Origin of the sequence: Lentilitoribacter sp. Alg239-R112, from assembly GCF_900537175.1 — a bacterium.
Lineage (GTDB): Bacteria > Pseudomonadota > Alphaproteobacteria > Rhizobiales > Rhizobiaceae > Lentilitoribacter.
Genome location: NZ_LS999833.1, coordinates 275,015 through 288,361, shown reverse-complemented (window position 1 = coordinate 288,361; position 13,347 = coordinate 275,015). Strand labels below are relative to the sequence as shown.

20 protein-coding genes are annotated in these 13,347 nt (G+C 45.9%); 13 read left to right on the top strand and 7 right to left on the bottom strand.

All coding sequences use genetic code 11. The features are described from left to right. The first annotated feature begins 50 nt into the window (after positions 1–50). On the top strand, positions 51–758 hold the full coding sequence (locus G3W54_RS01655) for a VIT1/CCC1 transporter family protein (protein WP_162651418.1): 708 nt from the start codon (positions 51–53) through the stop codon (positions 756–758). Here G3W54_RS01655 and G3W54_RS01650 read toward each other — a convergent pair. Both G3W54_RS01650 and G3W54_RS01645 read right to left on the bottom strand, forming a co-directional pair. Continuing rightward, entirely contained in the window at positions 755–2,245 is a 1,491-nt protein-coding gene (locus G3W54_RS01650; protein ID WP_162651417.1) for an NAD(P)H-hydrate dehydratase, read from the bottom strand. The genes G3W54_RS01655 and G3W54_RS01650 overlap by 4 nt on opposite strands. Before the next feature lie 24 nt (positions 2,246–2,269). Further along, entirely contained in the window at positions 2,270–2,581 is a 312-nt protein-coding gene (locus G3W54_RS01645; protein ID WP_162651416.1) for a TraR/DksA family transcriptional regulator, read from the bottom strand. 134 nt (positions 2,582–2,715) lie between these two features. On the opposite strand from G3W54_RS01645, the gene G3W54_RS01640 reads away from it, so the two are divergent. Together G3W54_RS01640 and G3W54_RS19235 are read left to right on the top strand one after the other, a co-directional pair. After that, positions 2,716–3,570 (top strand): universal stress protein, encoded by an 855-nt coding sequence (locus tag G3W54_RS01640; protein ID WP_162651415.1) that lies wholly within the window; start codon positions 2,716–2,718, stop codon positions 3,568–3,570. 41 nt (positions 3,571–3,611) lie between these two features. Next, positions 3,612–4,208, top strand: a complete 597-nt coding sequence (locus G3W54_RS19235; RefSeq protein ID WP_244627807.1) for a c-type cytochrome — start codon at positions 3,612–3,614, stop codon at positions 4,206–4,208. Here G3W54_RS19235 and G3W54_RS01630 read toward each other — a convergent pair. Both G3W54_RS01630 and G3W54_RS01625 read right to left on the bottom strand, forming a co-directional pair. Beyond that, entirely contained in the window at positions 4,189–4,680 is a 492-nt protein-coding gene (locus G3W54_RS01630; protein ID WP_162651414.1) for a DUF6653 family protein, read from the bottom strand. The two genes, G3W54_RS19235 and G3W54_RS01630, sit on opposite strands and share 20 nt — an antisense overlap. Before the next feature lies 1 nt (position 4,681). Continuing rightward, complete coding sequence (locus tag G3W54_RS01625) at positions 4,682–5,755, bottom strand: alpha/beta hydrolase (protein ID WP_162651413.1); 1,074 nt, start codon at positions 5,753–5,755, stop codon at positions 4,682–4,684. 89 nt (positions 5,756–5,844) lie between these two features. On the opposite strand from G3W54_RS01625, the gene G3W54_RS01620 reads away from it, so the two are divergent. Then, positions 5,845–6,693, top strand: coding sequence for a helix-turn-helix domain-containing protein (locus tag G3W54_RS01620; protein WP_162651412.1), 849 nt, complete (start codon positions 5,845–5,847; stop codon positions 6,691–6,693). Positions 6,694–6,706: 13 nt separating this feature from the next. Here the strand turns inward: G3W54_RS01620 and G3W54_RS01615 are convergent, their stop codons facing one another. Next, positions 6,707–7,585 (bottom strand): LysR family transcriptional regulator, encoded by an 879-nt coding sequence (locus G3W54_RS01615; protein ID WP_162651411.1) that lies wholly within the window; start codon positions 7,583–7,585, stop codon positions 6,707–6,709. A 197-nt stretch (positions 7,586–7,782) separates the two neighbouring features. Here G3W54_RS01615 and G3W54_RS01610 point away from each other — a divergent pair, with 197 nt between their 5' ends. Further along, a complete protein-coding gene (locus G3W54_RS01610; protein WP_162651410.1) occupies positions 7,783–8,253 on the top strand; it encodes a GNAT family N-acetyltransferase in 471 nt (156 codons plus the stop codon). A gap of 15 nt (positions 8,254–8,268) precedes the next feature. Here the strand turns inward: G3W54_RS01610 and G3W54_RS01605 are convergent, their stop codons facing one another. Further along, a complete protein-coding gene (locus G3W54_RS01605) occupies positions 8,269–8,730 on the bottom strand; it encodes a MarR family transcriptional regulator (protein ID WP_162651409.1) in 462 nt (153 codons plus the stop codon). Positions 8,731–8,816: 86 nt separating this feature from the next. Here G3W54_RS01605 and G3W54_RS01600 point away from each other — a divergent pair, with 86 nt between their 5' ends. The 5 genes from G3W54_RS01600 (at position 8,817) to G3W54_RS01580 (ending at position 11,116) form a co-directional block, all read left to right on the top strand. After that, positions 8,817–9,344, top strand: a complete 528-nt coding sequence (locus G3W54_RS01600; RefSeq protein ID WP_162651408.1) for a DOMON domain-containing protein — start codon at positions 8,817–8,819, stop codon at positions 9,342–9,344. Positions 9,345–9,375: 31 nt separating this feature from the next. After that, positions 9,376–9,693, top strand: coding sequence for a hypothetical protein (locus G3W54_RS01595; protein WP_162651407.1), 318 nt, complete (start codon positions 9,376–9,378; stop codon positions 9,691–9,693). Between the two features lie 203 nt (positions 9,694–9,896). Then, complete coding sequence (gene gstA, locus G3W54_RS01590) at positions 9,897–10,505, top strand: glutathione transferase GstA (RefSeq protein WP_162651406.1); 609 nt, start codon at positions 9,897–9,899, stop codon at positions 10,503–10,505. After that, positions 10,505–10,894, top strand: a complete 390-nt coding sequence (locus G3W54_RS01585; RefSeq protein ID WP_162651405.1) for a nuclear transport factor 2 family protein — start codon at positions 10,505–10,507, stop codon at positions 10,892–10,894. The genes gstA and G3W54_RS01585 overlap by 1 nt, the downstream gene beginning before the upstream one ends. Next, positions 10,895–11,116, top strand: coding sequence for a 4-oxalocrotonate tautomerase family protein (locus G3W54_RS01580; RefSeq protein ID WP_162651404.1), 222 nt, complete (start codon positions 10,895–10,897; stop codon positions 11,114–11,116). An 82-nt stretch (positions 11,117–11,198) separates the two neighbouring features. Here G3W54_RS01580 and G3W54_RS01575 read toward each other — a convergent pair whose 3' ends face one another. Then, positions 11,199–11,786: a DJ-1/PfpI family protein gene (locus G3W54_RS01575; RefSeq protein WP_162651403.1), complete on the bottom strand. Its 588-nt coding sequence runs from the start codon at positions 11,784–11,786 to the stop codon at positions 11,199–11,201. Between the two features lie 175 nt (positions 11,787–11,961). Here G3W54_RS01575 and G3W54_RS01570 point away from each other — a divergent pair, with 175 nt between their 5' ends. The 3 genes from G3W54_RS01570 to msrB all read left to right on the top strand — a co-directional run bounded on the left by G3W54_RS01570 (position 11,962) and on the right by msrB (position 13,318). Next, on the top strand, positions 11,962–12,249 hold the full coding sequence (locus G3W54_RS01570; protein WP_162651402.1) for a putative quinol monooxygenase: 288 nt from the start codon (positions 11,962–11,964) through the stop codon (positions 12,247–12,249). An 81-nt stretch (positions 12,250–12,330) separates the two neighbouring features. Next, positions 12,331–12,657: a DUF1801 domain-containing protein gene (locus G3W54_RS01565; RefSeq protein WP_162651401.1), complete on the top strand. Its 327-nt coding sequence runs from the start codon at positions 12,331–12,333 to the stop codon at positions 12,655–12,657. A gap of 148 nt (positions 12,658–12,805) precedes the next feature. Continuing rightward, positions 12,806–13,318 (top strand): peptide-methionine (R)-S-oxide reductase MsrB, encoded by a 513-nt coding sequence (msrB, locus tag G3W54_RS01560; protein ID WP_162651400.1) that lies wholly within the window; start codon positions 12,806–12,808, stop codon positions 13,316–13,318. Positions 13,319–13,347: the final 29 nt, after the last annotated feature.

Sequence of the window (13,347 nt, the reverse complement as noted above, 5' to 3'; positions counted from 1 at the left end):
CATCGCAGCCACATTTGCTAAGCTTCCATTGAATGGGATAGGGTTGATGCATGGAACATGGACATAGCGTTGATGAGATAAAGTCTCGGATACTTGATAAATCAAACCGCACGGACCTACGGGACTTCGTTTATGGAAGCATTGATGGCACAATCACAACATTTGCTATCGTAGCAGGTGTTGAAGGTGCAAATCTATCACCCACAATCATCATTGCTTTGGGTATTGCAAATGTTCTTGCTGACGGGTTTTCCATGGCTGCAAGCAATTATAGCGGTACAAAAACCGAGCTGGATGATATGCATCGGCTCCGCCAGATTGAGAAACGCCATATCAAGCTTTATCCCGACGGGGAACGCGAAGAAATTCGACAGATTCTAAAGCTCAAAGGGTTGAAAGGCGATGTTTTGGAAGGCGCGGTTGACGCCATTACGAGCAATCATGAACGCTGGATTGACCTGATGATGATCGAGGAATATGGCATATTGCCTGAAAAGCCGGAACCGCTTAGAGCAGCCATTATCACATTTTTCGCCTTTGTTGTTTGTGGGCTTATCCCGCTGGCGTCATACATTATTGGGCTTGGCAGCCCTTTTGTTGCAGCAATAGTGGCAACAGGCGCTACGTTTTTTGGCATTGGCGCACTTAAAAGCCGCTGGTCATTGCAACATTGGCTATGGTCTGGCTTTGAAACATTGCTGATCGGCGGGGTGGCCGCAGGTCTTGCTTATTTTGTTGGTGCTCTATTTGCAGCTTAAAGATCAGCAGCGAGGCGATGATAATCAAATAAGGCAGTTTTTAAACCTTGATCAAGGTCACTTGCGATTAAGCCAGCGCCAACATTTTGGCTCGCTTGTCCGTGAAACCAAACAGCTGCACAAGCGGCCTCAAATGCAGGCATTCCTTGGGCAAGTAAGCCAGATATAGCACCCGTTAACACATCGCCGCTGCCGGCAGTTGCTAGCCAGGGTGAGCCATTATCCGATATCGCGACGCGTCCATCAGGTTCTGCGATAATTGTGTCAGGGCCTTTTAAAATAATCGTTGCATCTACCATCCGCGCGGCAAGTCGCGCTTTCTCAATCTTGCTGCTAGCTGTTATTAGGGATGGGAAAATGCGATCAAACTCAGCCTCATGGGGTGTAAGTACCGTATTGTTGACTCGCATATTAATAGTATCATGCAAAACTTGTTGCGCGTTAGAAAACGCAGAAAGCGCACCAGCATCTAAAACCACAGTTGGTCCGTGGTCAAGAATAGCCAAAACAAGTTCGCGCGTATCCTTGTCAGGTGGCAGGCCCGGACCAATGCAATATATGTTCATTTTTGGATTACCAACCAAATCTGCCAGGTGTAAATTCGTATCCAGTGGAGTAAGCATTAACACATCGGATCTTGCCGCATGTGCTGGCAGCGTAGCCGATGTTGCTGCAATGGTAACAAGGCCTGATCCCATGCGCAGGGCCGCTTTTGCTGCCAGTCTTATGGCGCCGGATTTTTCAATAGAACCGGAAAAAGCCAGCGTATGCCCGCGATTATGTTTGTGTCCCATTTTTTTAGGAGAGGGCAGCATATCCTCCCAGAGTTTGGGGCTATTATGAAATGTGCTTGGCGCTATGTTTTCCAAAACATTTTCAAGTATTCCAATCTGACCAACAACAACTTTTCCGCAATGCTCTTGTCCTGGAAATAGGATATGACCCGGCTTTTTTCTAAAAAATGTAACGGTTAAATCGGCTTCAACCGCACACCCTGCGATTTGCCCGGTTTCTCCATTGATACCGCTGGGTAAATCAATGGCCATAATTGCAGCACCAGATGCATTGATCGATGCAATAACATTTGCATATGGGCCGGTAATATCTCTTGTTAATCCAGCGCCAAACATCCCGTCTACAATCAGGTCATACTGATCCCATTGCGGGTTTTCAACTTGCAAAACAGAGCTGGGAATTTGGTCAAACGCAAGGCGCGCATCACCCGATATTTGCGATATTTCGCCAGCAATATAAATACTAACTTTGATGCCAGATTTAACGATTTGTTCGGCCAGCACAAATCCGTCACCACCATTATTGCCAATACCGCACACAATCAAAATATTTTGTGCATCATGAAAGTGGCTGCAAAATGCATCGTAAAGTACGTCTCCGGCATTTTGCATAAGCTCAATGCCGGGGATGCCGTTTTGAATGGCTAAATTATCCGCCATGGCCATTTGATTAGGTGTTAGTAACTCATTCATTTGCGGCTTCTTTGCGTGTAGTTATTACCTCATACAGTTTTTACATTTAACAGCAGTGGGAACGATATCCAATCTTTGTTCTGAAATTGGTTCTTCACAAGACAGACATATGCCAAAACTTCCATCTTCAATTCTTGCAAGCGCAGCATTAATGGCAATAATCTCATTTTGGCCGCTAATGCCTTGGGCTTCCAGCACCTCATCATCTTCATGTTCAATAGCACTATCACTAAAGCCAACTTCATGATGCTCGCTCAAAGCCTCTTCAATATGCGTAAGGTTAGTTTCCAGTTCAGCCTTCCGGTCTTCCAAAATCTTTTTATATTTTATTGGCATAATAATCCCCTTCTTATTTTGGCCTATGCGCTTCATGGTACATTTAATTTGGCTGGCGCGAATTGATCTAACGCAAAGAGTGATCATGAGAACTGTTCTATCCTTGAGCCATCAGTTGCAAAGGAGACTAGACAATGAGCAAAGAAACGATCCTAACATTTTTTGGTATATCCGGTTCAGACAAGGCTGTTACAAATGCCATCGAGATGGCGCAAAGCAAAGATGCGCATCTATCCATCGTTGTGGTTTCAGCTGCTCCTGCAATTTATTCTTATGGATACGGGATTGCCTATGGCGGTTATGCAAGTGTTGATCAATGGACAAAAGAGGTCAATGAGCGAAGCCAGGCATTGGATGCTCGTGTAAATGAAATTGAAAAACTCGTGCAAGCCGCAGGTATTTCAGCAGATGTTCTGACAGAATATTGCGAAATGGCATTTATGAAGGCCGTTGTTGCGCGCCATGCCAATGTTTCTGATCTTGTCGTCTTGTTAGATGGCAATGGCATAACCAGTGACGTGGAAGATGCGATCATCTCAAGCGCCATATTTGATTCACCCATCGGCTTGATAAAGGGGGCCAACAGTCATCTGGCTGCCACCAAGCCGTCACATGCATTCATTGCATGGGATTCGAGCAAACATGCCGCCGTTGCGGTACATAACGCGCTCCCATTGCTGAGTTTGACCGATGAAGTTACGGTCGCTGTCTTTGACCCTGTCAGAAACGAGGGCGTGGACGGGGAGGAACCCGGCGCTGATCTGGCAAGCTGGCTAAGTCGCCGCGGATGCAAAGTCAATGTCGAGCAATATCCAAGCGGCGGTGAAGAAATCGCGACCTGTATCATGAAAAGAGCAGCTGAAAAGGGTGCTGATCTGATTGTGATGGGTGGTTATGGGCATATGAAGCTCAAGCAACAGATTTTCGGTGGAACAACTGAATCCATGCTTCAGCAACGAAAAGTTCCGGTGCTCATCGGTCATAAGTAAGGCATGTTTACTTAGTTACAAAATCAGAGAAAGGACGTTTGATGCGCTCTAAATTTTTGACGATTTTAACTTTAATAGCAGGCACCGCATTTGGCGCGGTGCCACAAGCGGTGGCGCAGCAAATTGACAGTGCGCTGGCCGATGTTTCTCATGGTCGGGCACTTGTTAAGGCCAACTGCGCACGATGTCATGCTGTAGAGCTCGATGGCATTAGTCCTGAAGTGCAGGCGGTGCCTTTTTGGCGAATGACAATTCACCGCGATGTCTCCACATTGGAAGATGATTTATATAATCGCAAACTGCCAAAGCATAATATTATGCCGACATTTGCACTCACGCGAAAACAAGCACGCGACATTGCGTCATGGATTGCATGGGTGCAGCCACGTGCACATGGTAAGCGTATTTTAGAAGCCAATTGCGCAAAATGTCATGCTATCGGGCTAACGGATAAAAACAAGCATCCAGAAGCTCTGGAGTTCAGATATTTATCCAAATACTACCCCATTGATGCCTTACAAGAAGCATTTGCCGAGGGTATTGAAACTGGCCATCCTGATATGCCGGCCTTTACAATGACTGAGTTACAGATTGCCGATGTGATTGTGTATCTGGAATCTATTCAGGAGAAGCGGTAGGTTCCATATCGTGCCTGAGCCAAACCATCCGGTCTAAAAACCAGAGTTTTGCGCCCATGGCACCGATAAGCCCTGCAATCGTAAACCCAAGGTCCAGACTTAAAAGACCTTTGGCGAGAATAAGAACAGATATCCCGGCAGCAATATTGAGCCAGCGGGACACTCTTGCATGGTGATCAGGAATGGGGTGCGTGGTCTTTGCCAGCCAGATACGTTCACCCAATACACCTTGTGTCATCCAGGCATCATTGGTTGCGGGCGGTCCGAACAGGCGCGGGTTCAGCCACGTCCAAACTAGGATCAGACCAACAATCCATAATGCATGCCAGCCTAGCCAAACGCGGCTCCATATTGCAAATGCCAACAGTGGCAATATCGTCACGCGGGTCCAGCCGCTGATAGGGTTGGAATGCCGTTCCCACGTCGCATCATCCATGCCCATTACTTTTTCTGAAATACGTCCGATATCCATATCATTTTCCTTTCGCTAGAAAATCAAATTCATTTGATACAGTTCTTGTTGCCGTTGATTTTTCGAAACTGTCATATTTGTCGACGCTGGCGGCAATGATTTGCCGAATGCGCGATAATGCATCCGTGGAAGATTGCCTCATACTATCATAAGCCTGAAAATTATGTGGCATATCCGGCCACGCATCAAGCATGATTTGGGCACCGTTTTCTTCTTGGATCTTGGCAAAGTCACAAATCATATCATGTAAAATTTCGCGTCCACCTGTCTGAAGATATAGCGGTGCAAGGCCCGCATAGTTGTGCTCAATTGGGGATAATTCTTTGCGCCCATATATTTTTTCAGGATCCAGCCATTGTCCGAATTTCAGCGCCATCCAGCCCTGAACAAGGTCGAACCTGTCGTTCTCAAACAAGCTATCACCGCGGGCACCAATGTCGGTCCACGGACATAGGCCGATGCAGAGCGCGGGTTGGGGTAGCTGTTCTGATTTCAATTTTTGCAAAAGCATGAGCGATAAATGACCACCGGCACTATCGCCAATGATTACAAGTTTATCTGCTGATATCTGGCTGGTTAGATATGTCCACGCTGCGAGCGCATCTTCGATTTGCGCTGGATGTGGGTGCTCCGGGGTTAAACGGTAACGGGGCATAAAAAGACGTGCCTTGCTGTGATGGGCCAACATAGATGCAAAGCGCGAACTTACAGGCCCGTTAAAGGTGTACCCGCCGCCATGTAGATACAAAAGTGTGGCATCGCTATGGATGTGTTCAGGCGTGTACCAGACGCCGTTTGGTTCAGAGCTGTTCGTCACCGTTACATCATAAATATCATCGGTTTCGGTTGCCAAACTATCAAAGATCGCGCGGCCACGCGCCATGTCAGGTTCAGCCATTGCCTTGGTAAATTGCTTTCGCCAGAAGCGGATACCAATTTCCATATCCGCCTCCCAGCTCGGTTCCATCTTTTGTCCCAGCGCTCGTGCGATATAAGTGGAGAGGAGCGCACCGTTTAAAGATATAAAACTTGAAATACGGTGCCTTAGAGAGCCGGAAAATTTAAGTTTTGCCATAAAATTCTCGTTATTAAATTCAATATGGCAATGACTAGTTCAATCACCCTCATCAATATAGAATGATTGCGACACACTAAGATGGACAGATGCTCAGTAAAGACACAAAATCATTATTATTATATCCGCCAAAACAACTGGCAGGTTGCATCGCAGCCGGAATTTTTAGAGATACCCGAAATGCCTCTTTAAGCGATATGGATCGCTTTAACTATTTTCCAGCTTCCCCGTTGATATCCGTCACATATGTGATTGATGGTGAAATCCGACTTGTCGGAAAAGCTGATAGTCTTGATGATGCAAAACAGGCGATACCGATAGCGCCTCAATCGATAACACTGCCATGCAGTCAACCCATTATCAGCTGGAGCCCAGCGCCGGTAACAGCTCTCACATTGGCGTTTTACCCCGATGCGTGGCAGAAGCTGGGCTATGATTTAGAGGCAGATATTGTGCCTGCGGATTTAGCATCTGCGCTATCTTGTTTTCACGCCTGTCTAAACCCTGATCGATGCTGGGCCGAATTTGGGCAAAGTTTTTCTCCTCATTGGAACAAGGCACGCAACGTTTCCGGCAGCCCACATTGGGCCGGATCAGATCGCCTTGCAGATTGGTCTCGATATCATCTTGGTAGATTATCTTTAGTGTCTGCCGCCGGGCGCAGTATCCGAACAATTGAACGGCAAATAAAACGTATGAGCGGGCAGACAAAACAATCGCTGAACTTTTATTCCGCGATTGAAGATCTTCACAAGCTAACAGTTATCTCGCCTGAAAATAGTCTGGCAGATATCGCGGTTGAGGCAGGGTTCTCCGATCAGTCTCACATGGGCAGGGCGGTTCGTCGCGCCACTGGGTTTTCGCCTGCAAAACTAAACCAATTGATTGAGACAGAAGAACCCTTCTGGTGTTACCGCCTTTTGGGAGAACGTTTTTAGCCGTAGGTTTAACTCAGTGGCACTCTTGCAACTTTTCCCAGATGTTCTGCGCAACAATGCCAATATCCTTGTCCCGTTTGCGAATTTGGAAAAGGTGTGATTGTCGGGGTTGATAACCTTCCACATTTAGCGGCACCAGTTCACCGCTTGCCAACTCATCTTCGATCATGTGTGTTGGAATTCCGCCCCAACCCATATTAGCAAGCAAGATTTCTTTCTTTGCCATAAAGTCAGACACAGTCCAGCGCAGGCCGCCGGGCAGCAAGTCTCTGCTTTGTGAAAACGCGCCGCTACTGCTATCGGCGACAACGATCTGTGTATAGCTTTGCATCTCGCTAATGGTTTTCAGATGAGAGCTTTGCGCGGGTTCAAAATCGGGGTGTGCAACAGGCATGATAGTGACTTGCGCAAAGGGGATGGCTTCCACTTGATCTGCCGGAACACCATCCATTGACGCAATGATTATGTCCGCCTGATCGTTCATTAACCTCTCTACAGAACCACCCATCGCTTCGCCCGACAATTTGATATGGGTCGCAGGATATTCAGCCGTTACTTCACCAATGATTTTGAGAAGATCTTTAAGGGGGTAAGTTGCTGTGACCGCCAAAAAGACTTCTGCTTCCTGTGTTGAGCTTAGGTTTTTAGCAATGCTGCCAAGCTGTTGCATTTGCTGCATTACCCGCATGGCCTGCCGATAAAATACGTCGCCTGCGGGGGTTAGGGTGGGTCTGTATTCTTCACGAGATAACAAGACAATATCAATCTCTGTCTCAAGCTTCTTAAGCATATGACTGACCGCAGATTGCGACTTGTTTAACTTTTCCGCAGCCCCCCGAAACGTGCCTTCGGTGACAATAGCATGCAAAACAACCAATTGTTCATATGTCATAATTTCACTCGAATCGATATGATACACCTCAGCAATATAGTGCAATTAGCAGGGCGTGCGTAGGTCGTAAATTGAAGGGAAGCAGACATGGTTCGAAAATCTTCGTACGCAGGAAATCACTATCGTTAAAATGTAGGAGCTTGCAGGCCGAACCGCCATGCAATACTAGACATGTGACCAACCTAGAGGAGTAATGCATGGAAATCCGTACAGCCGTTCCCACGGACGCACCCCAAATGAGTTTTATGCTTAAACAGCTTGTTGCCTCGGGGAAACGGACATCTCCCGCAGATGAGGCATTTATAATGCGAAATTATATCGAGGATCCTGACCGTATTCTATGCTCAGTCGCAATAGATGATGACGGCACGCTACTAGGCTTTCAATCACTCATGTGGGCGCTTGATGGAAATCGGTTTGAAACGCCTGTGGGATGGGGAATCATTGGTACTCATGTGTCTCCGTTAGCTGGCCGTCGCGGTGTCGGATCATCGCTGTTTGATGTCACAAAAAAAGCCGCATATGACGCGGGTCTAGAGAATATAGAAGCATTCATTGGTTCGACGAATGTAGAAGGTCAAGCTTACTACGAAAAAATGGGTTTTCGCACGTATCGTATCGCTGAGGGTGCGATTTGCAAATGCTGCCGTTTGCAAGAATTTAAATAGTCGCCTCGATTCCTATCAACGCTTAACCGTGGTATGTTTTTGGCTTATGATGCGATCAAGTGATGCAGATAAATCTGACAGTGCTTTACGTCCGATAAGAGTGGCATAATCTTCTTCTATCGCGAGCTTTATTTCGTTGGCAACTCGCACGGCTTCGACGCCTTGATTTGTGAGTTTGATATGCTTTTTGCGCGCATCGTTCGGGTCAGCTACGCGCTCTATTACACCGTCCGCTTCCAAATCATCCAAATGCTGCTGCACAGCCTGTTTTGATATTTTCGCCTTCTCAGCCAGTTGAATCTGCGCAATGCCGTTTGGCCCCATATATTGAAACAGGCTTCCCCGCGCTTCTGCATACCAATGAAAGCCACGATCAACCATTGCAGTCGTAAATCGTTCTTTCCAATCTTGATTTGCACGCCAAAGCTTTATTCCAATGTGCTCGATTACTTCAGGGTAGGTGGTTTTATCCGTCATTATTATTTTTAGTCAAGTAGCTTGACAAAATCTCGCTAATCTATATTAGTCAATTTGCTTGACTATTTTTAGCGCAAGGATTTGAGATGAACAAGCGAAAGTTTTTAACACTTGCTACTTTAGCCACAGGTTCGTTTGCATGGCCGATACGAAATTCGGCCATGGCATTGCCAATATTAGATGATCAGAAACTAGAAGATTCTGGCGTTACGTTCCATTGGCATCATCATCAAAACCGTATTGTGGGAAAGCTAACAGCGCCGACGCGTGGGTGGATCGCTGTTGGATTTAACGCCCAGAACAGCCTTAAAAATACACGCTTTGTAATGGCAACAGTATCAACGCCCGCTATTCATATCGAGGAACATGAGGCGGGTTCAGGCGGGCATCAAAGCATCGAAAGTCTTGGTGGCAAGAAGACGGTGAAATTCGTCAACAGTGAGTTTTTAGAAGGAATTTCATGTCTGGAGTTTTCATTTCCCCATGAAATTTCTGACCGACCTGATCTTGATTTATCTCCAGGCTCGCCTTGCTATCTCATGCTTGCATGGTCCAATTCGATTGACTTTGATCACCATTCTGCATGGCGACAACATTACAAAACCATCTTGTAATTAATTCATCTCCAACAACCTGAAAGGTAAAATGATGACAATATTAACGAGCAAAATATTAGCGGTCTTCATGATTGGCTCTACTCATTATGTGGATGTAGGCAAAGATGTGGATGCAACGATATTTTATCCAACCGAGACCATTGCATACATGACCTTGCCGGGCGTGCCAGCGATGAAGGGCGAGTTGACCATTCATGAGGATAGCTACCATGTAAAGTGGGCAGGTGGCCCCGCAGGAGATTGGAAGATAGCATATGAGCCTGGCAAATTTACCTATATAGGCCCAGACGGGAAGCCCGCAGGCACAGTAACAAAAATTGTTCCCGGAAATCCAGAAAAATACTAACTATAGAAATAGAAAACTCGGGTTTGATTGTTCAGGCCCGGGTTTTAACTCAGCTATCAAGCTTTATTGTGAATTCCCTTGGTTACGTGCATCTTGATCTAAAATTTAGATCATTATTATGAAAAAACAATGTTATTAATTAAGCGTGATCATTGTTAGCCTTTCTCATACATCGAACCAGATAGATGAGAAAGGAATGTTAGATGAAACTATATTACAAACCCGGAGCTTGCCCGTTGGCAAGCCATATTGCTTTGTTGGAAGTCGGTGCAGCATTTGAGTTGATCGAGGTTGATACGGATGCGGGACTGACAAAATCAGGGCAGGATTATAATAAAATCAACCCTAAAGGATATGTGCCGGCACTGGAGTTGGATTCTGGTGAAGTTCTCACCGAGGGTGCTTCCATTCTGCAATATATTGCCGATCAATATCCGCAAAGTGATCTGGCACCAGTGAGCGGAACGATCGAGCGCGCTCGGCTGCATGAGCATCTTAATTACACAAGCTCTGAATTGCATAAAGCGTTTAATCCGTTCTTCTCAGGAGCAGCGTCCGATGAAGACAAGGTTAAAGCGGGTGCAAATGTTGCCAGCAAGTTTGATTACCTCAATGCGGTTTTCGCAGATGGTAGAGCATATTTGTTAGGTGATAATTTCTCGGTCGCTGACGCATATATGTTTGCCGTTAGCAATTGGTCGGGTTTTGTCGGAATAGACCTGAAAAAATGGCCCAATGTTGCTGCATTTGTCGAACGTGTCGCAAACCGCCCAACAACACAAAGTGCAATGAAGGCGGAGGGCCTGATCTAATGGCTGATCAACAGGCATACACTCAAGTCATTGAGATTATGAATGGATATTTCGATGGGCTTTATCATGCTGACACCAAGCAACTGGCTAAAGTTTTTCATCCGGACTTGCGATATGTGAACATGATTGACGGCGATTATATGAACAAATCCCGCGATGAATATTTTGACATGGTGGATCGTAGAACACCGCCTGCGGATAGGGCAGAGGTCCGACATGATCGGATTTTCTCGATCGAGTTCGGCGGTACAAAAATGGCCTTTGTCAGAGCATCCATGACAATGATGGATCGCGAATATCTCGATTTTCTAACCTTGAGTAATGACCATCACGGTTGGCGGATCATGACAAAAATCTTCACCTATATTCCCAAAACGCAGGAGGCATGAATGCCCTATGTGAATATTAAAGTTACCAAAGAGGGCGGTCCAAACGGGACTGGCCCAACAGCCGAACAAAAGGCTGAGTTAATCAAAGGCGTATCTGATTTGCTGGAACGTGTTTTGAATAAAAATCCGGCAACAACCTTTGTTGTTATTGATGAGGTTCCACTGGATGATTGGGGGATTGGCGGCCTGCCCGTTGTGGAATATCGCAAGCAGCATTTATAATAACTATTGGGTTTTCCGGAACTCAGATTCAATTCTCACTGCGTAGGTTGTTGTGGCTTCCAACGCAGTGAAATGGTTTCAGCTACGTCTGAACATTTTTGGAATGCTCACTTGCCAGCATTGCCAAAAATTCTGAAATGGTTTTTTCCTCAACGCCAACAGCGCGAAAAACAGCTGCGGAAAATTGAACTGGCGAGCTACCTGCAGCCGTTATAACATTATCATCAGATATCGCGGCGGCACCCTCCACATAATATGAACTTCCATTGTAGGTTTCGGATTTCCCAGTGAGGAATTCCAAGGCATTGCTGGTATGGCGCCTATTGTCCAAAATTCCAGCATCTGCTAACGCAAGTGTTCCGCCGCAAATGGCGGCAACATACTTGTTTTCATTTAGAAAATTTAGTGCCAAGTTCTTGACGTCTGGCGCCTCCGCGGTCTCCCAAATCGCACTGCCACACAAAATCAACATGTCAAAATCGTTAGGCTTAATATGCGCCATACTATCATCAGGAATTGTTCGAAGCCCACCTTGAGATACGATTTCTTGACCGTCAGGGGACACATTTACAGTCTCAAATCCGAAATAAGCGCTCCCAATGCCATTTATGAAGGCGCATTCCCAGTCAGCATATCCAGCAGTCAATATAATCGCTATTTTTTTAGGCATCTGTTTCTCACGTCTCAAAATTGTTGATTGCGGACATGATAGTCGGCGAAGTTGCCAGATTATGTCAGCAACGGTTTTTAAAACAGCAAAATCACGTGGCAGGTTATTGTGCTTGTTTTATGGAATTCTGTTCGCGTAAGTTTATCATTGTAATATTGATTCCAAGGAAAATCTTATGACACTCGTTATTTTAGCTCAGATTACAGCAGCAGAAGGCAAGGAAGAACTCGTTCGTAATGCTCTGGAAAAACTAGTTGAACCATCGCTAAAGGATGAAGGCTGCATTCGGTATGATTTTCATCGAGATAATGAAAATCCAGCCTATTTCGTTTTTTATGAGATTTGGGAAACACGTGATCTATGGTTAAAACATATGGATACACCGCATTTGGCGGCATATAAATCTGCGACGGAAGGTGCTGTTGCAGATTTTAAGCTAAATGAGCTCACCCGGATCAGCTGATATCCTTCGGCTAAGTTGCACTTTGTGGATTTGCTGGGAGTGTATTGCCAAGACAATGTGACAATAAATGGGAGCAAGTGAATGGATGAGGCAACCAAAACACAAATCATTGATAATCTCGTGGAGATACTACTTGAGATTTGCCCTGAATATAGCTCGGTGCCCAAGTATGGCGGCACGATGATTGAAGTGATCGCTGGTGATCCTAAAACACAGGTTAGTGGTTACTTTGCATATAAAGCCCATATCTCGCTCGAATTTAGCGAAGGCGCGTCTCTGCTTGATCCACAGAACCAGCTTGAAGGTTCAGGTAAATTCAGACGACACATCAAGCTGCGCAGTGTTGATGATATTAGCAATAAAGATTGCAAAGGGTTTTTGCAGCAGGCCATTGCGCAGGTGGCGTGATTGCCCTGGCATACGCAATGGTGCGCTGAACAGCCTCACTCACCTCTCACGCAAGACACACAAAACTGTTATTGGAAGTGAAACCATTTCCGGATTTTATGCGTTATAAGATTGTCACAAGCTCAAAACGGGCAAAAAGGAGACAATTATGAACCGTCGTAAATTCTTGGGTATCACCACTGCAATGGGCGCTGCTGCATTATTCGTGGGTGCCCGTTCATCAATTGCAAAAACATATAAATTCCCACCGGAAGCAAAAGACATGACCTATGAAGTTGTAAAGGCTGATGCTGAATGGCAACAAGTTTTGACAGACATGCAATATAAAGTATTGCGGCATGAAGATACAGAACGTGCGTTTACAAGTGCGCTTAATGATGAGAAACGCGTTGGCGTGTTCCATTGCGCTGGTTGTGATTTGCCCGCTTATGACTCTGCAACCAAGTTTGACAGTGGCACTGGCTGGCCGAGCTTCTATCAAGAGATCGAAGATGCCGTCCGCACGAAAGAGGATAAGTCCTTTTTTAGTACCCGCACAGAAGTTCATTGCCGTCGTTGCGGTGGTCACTTCGGTCACATATTTGAAGATGGTCCAGAGCCAACAGGTTTGCGTCATTGCTTAAATGGTGCTGCTCTTAGTTTTAAAGCGGCTGAAGCTTAACTTTTACAAACGATTGTACCTCCAAACTT

What these genes read in the sequence shown, in the direction of transcription:
- G3W54_RS01655 (WP_162651418.1), top strand. Translation starts at nt 51, where the DNA reads ATGGAACATGGACATAGCGTTGATGAGATAAAGTCTCGGATACTTGAT.
- G3W54_RS01650 (WP_162651417.1), bottom strand. Translation starts at nt 2,245, where the DNA reads ATGAATGAGTTACTAACACCTAATCAAATGGCCATGGCGGATAATTTA.
- G3W54_RS01645 (WP_162651416.1), bottom strand. Translation starts at nt 2,581, where the DNA reads ATGCCAATAAAATATAAAAAGATTTTGGAAGACCGGAAGGCTGAACTG.
- G3W54_RS01640 (WP_162651415.1), top strand. Translation starts at nt 2,716, where the DNA reads ATGAGCAAAGAAACGATCCTAACATTTTTTGGTATATCCGGTTCAGAC.
- G3W54_RS19235 (WP_244627807.1), top strand. Translation starts at nt 3,612, where the DNA reads ATGCGCTCTAAATTTTTGACGATTTTAACTTTAATAGCAGGCACCGCA.
- G3W54_RS01630 (WP_162651414.1), bottom strand. Translation starts at nt 4,680, where the DNA reads ATGGATATCGGACGTATTTCAGAAAAAGTAATGGGCATGGATGATGCG.
- G3W54_RS01625 (WP_162651413.1), bottom strand. Translation starts at nt 5,755, where the DNA reads ATGGCAAAACTTAAATTTTCCGGCTCTCTAAGGCACCGTATTTCAAGT.
- G3W54_RS01620 (WP_162651412.1), top strand. Translation starts at nt 5,845, where the DNA reads ATGCTCAGTAAAGACACAAAATCATTATTATTATATCCGCCAAAACAA.
- G3W54_RS01615 (WP_162651411.1), bottom strand. Translation starts at nt 7,585, where the DNA reads ATGACATATGAACAATTGGTTGTTTTGCATGCTATTGTCACCGAAGGC.
- G3W54_RS01610 (WP_162651410.1), top strand. Translation starts at nt 7,783, where the DNA reads ATGGAAATCCGTACAGCCGTTCCCACGGACGCACCCCAAATGAGTTTT.
- G3W54_RS01605 (WP_162651409.1), bottom strand. Translation starts at nt 8,730, where the DNA reads ATGACGGATAAAACCACCTACCCTGAAGTAATCGAGCACATTGGAATA.
- G3W54_RS01600 (WP_162651408.1), top strand. Translation starts at nt 8,817, where the DNA reads ATGAACAAGCGAAAGTTTTTAACACTTGCTACTTTAGCCACAGGTTCG.
- G3W54_RS01595 (WP_162651407.1), top strand. Translation starts at nt 9,376, where the DNA reads ATGATGACAATATTAACGAGCAAAATATTAGCGGTCTTCATGATTGGC.
- gstA (WP_162651406.1), top strand. Translation starts at nt 9,897, where the DNA reads ATGAAACTATATTACAAACCCGGAGCTTGCCCGTTGGCAAGCCATATT.
- G3W54_RS01585 (WP_162651405.1), top strand. Translation starts at nt 10,505, where the DNA reads ATGGCTGATCAACAGGCATACACTCAAGTCATTGAGATTATGAATGGA.
- G3W54_RS01580 (WP_162651404.1), top strand. Translation starts at nt 10,895, where the DNA reads ATGCCCTATGTGAATATTAAAGTTACCAAAGAGGGCGGTCCAAACGGG.
- G3W54_RS01575 (WP_162651403.1), bottom strand. Translation starts at nt 11,786, where the DNA reads ATGCCTAAAAAAATAGCGATTATATTGACTGCTGGATATGCTGACTGG.
- G3W54_RS01570 (WP_162651402.1), top strand. Translation starts at nt 11,962, where the DNA reads ATGACACTCGTTATTTTAGCTCAGATTACAGCAGCAGAAGGCAAGGAA.
- G3W54_RS01565 (WP_162651401.1), top strand. Translation starts at nt 12,331, where the DNA reads ATGGATGAGGCAACCAAAACACAAATCATTGATAATCTCGTGGAGATA.
- msrB (WP_162651400.1), top strand. Translation starts at nt 12,806, where the DNA reads ATGAACCGTCGTAAATTCTTGGGTATCACCACTGCAATGGGCGCTGCT.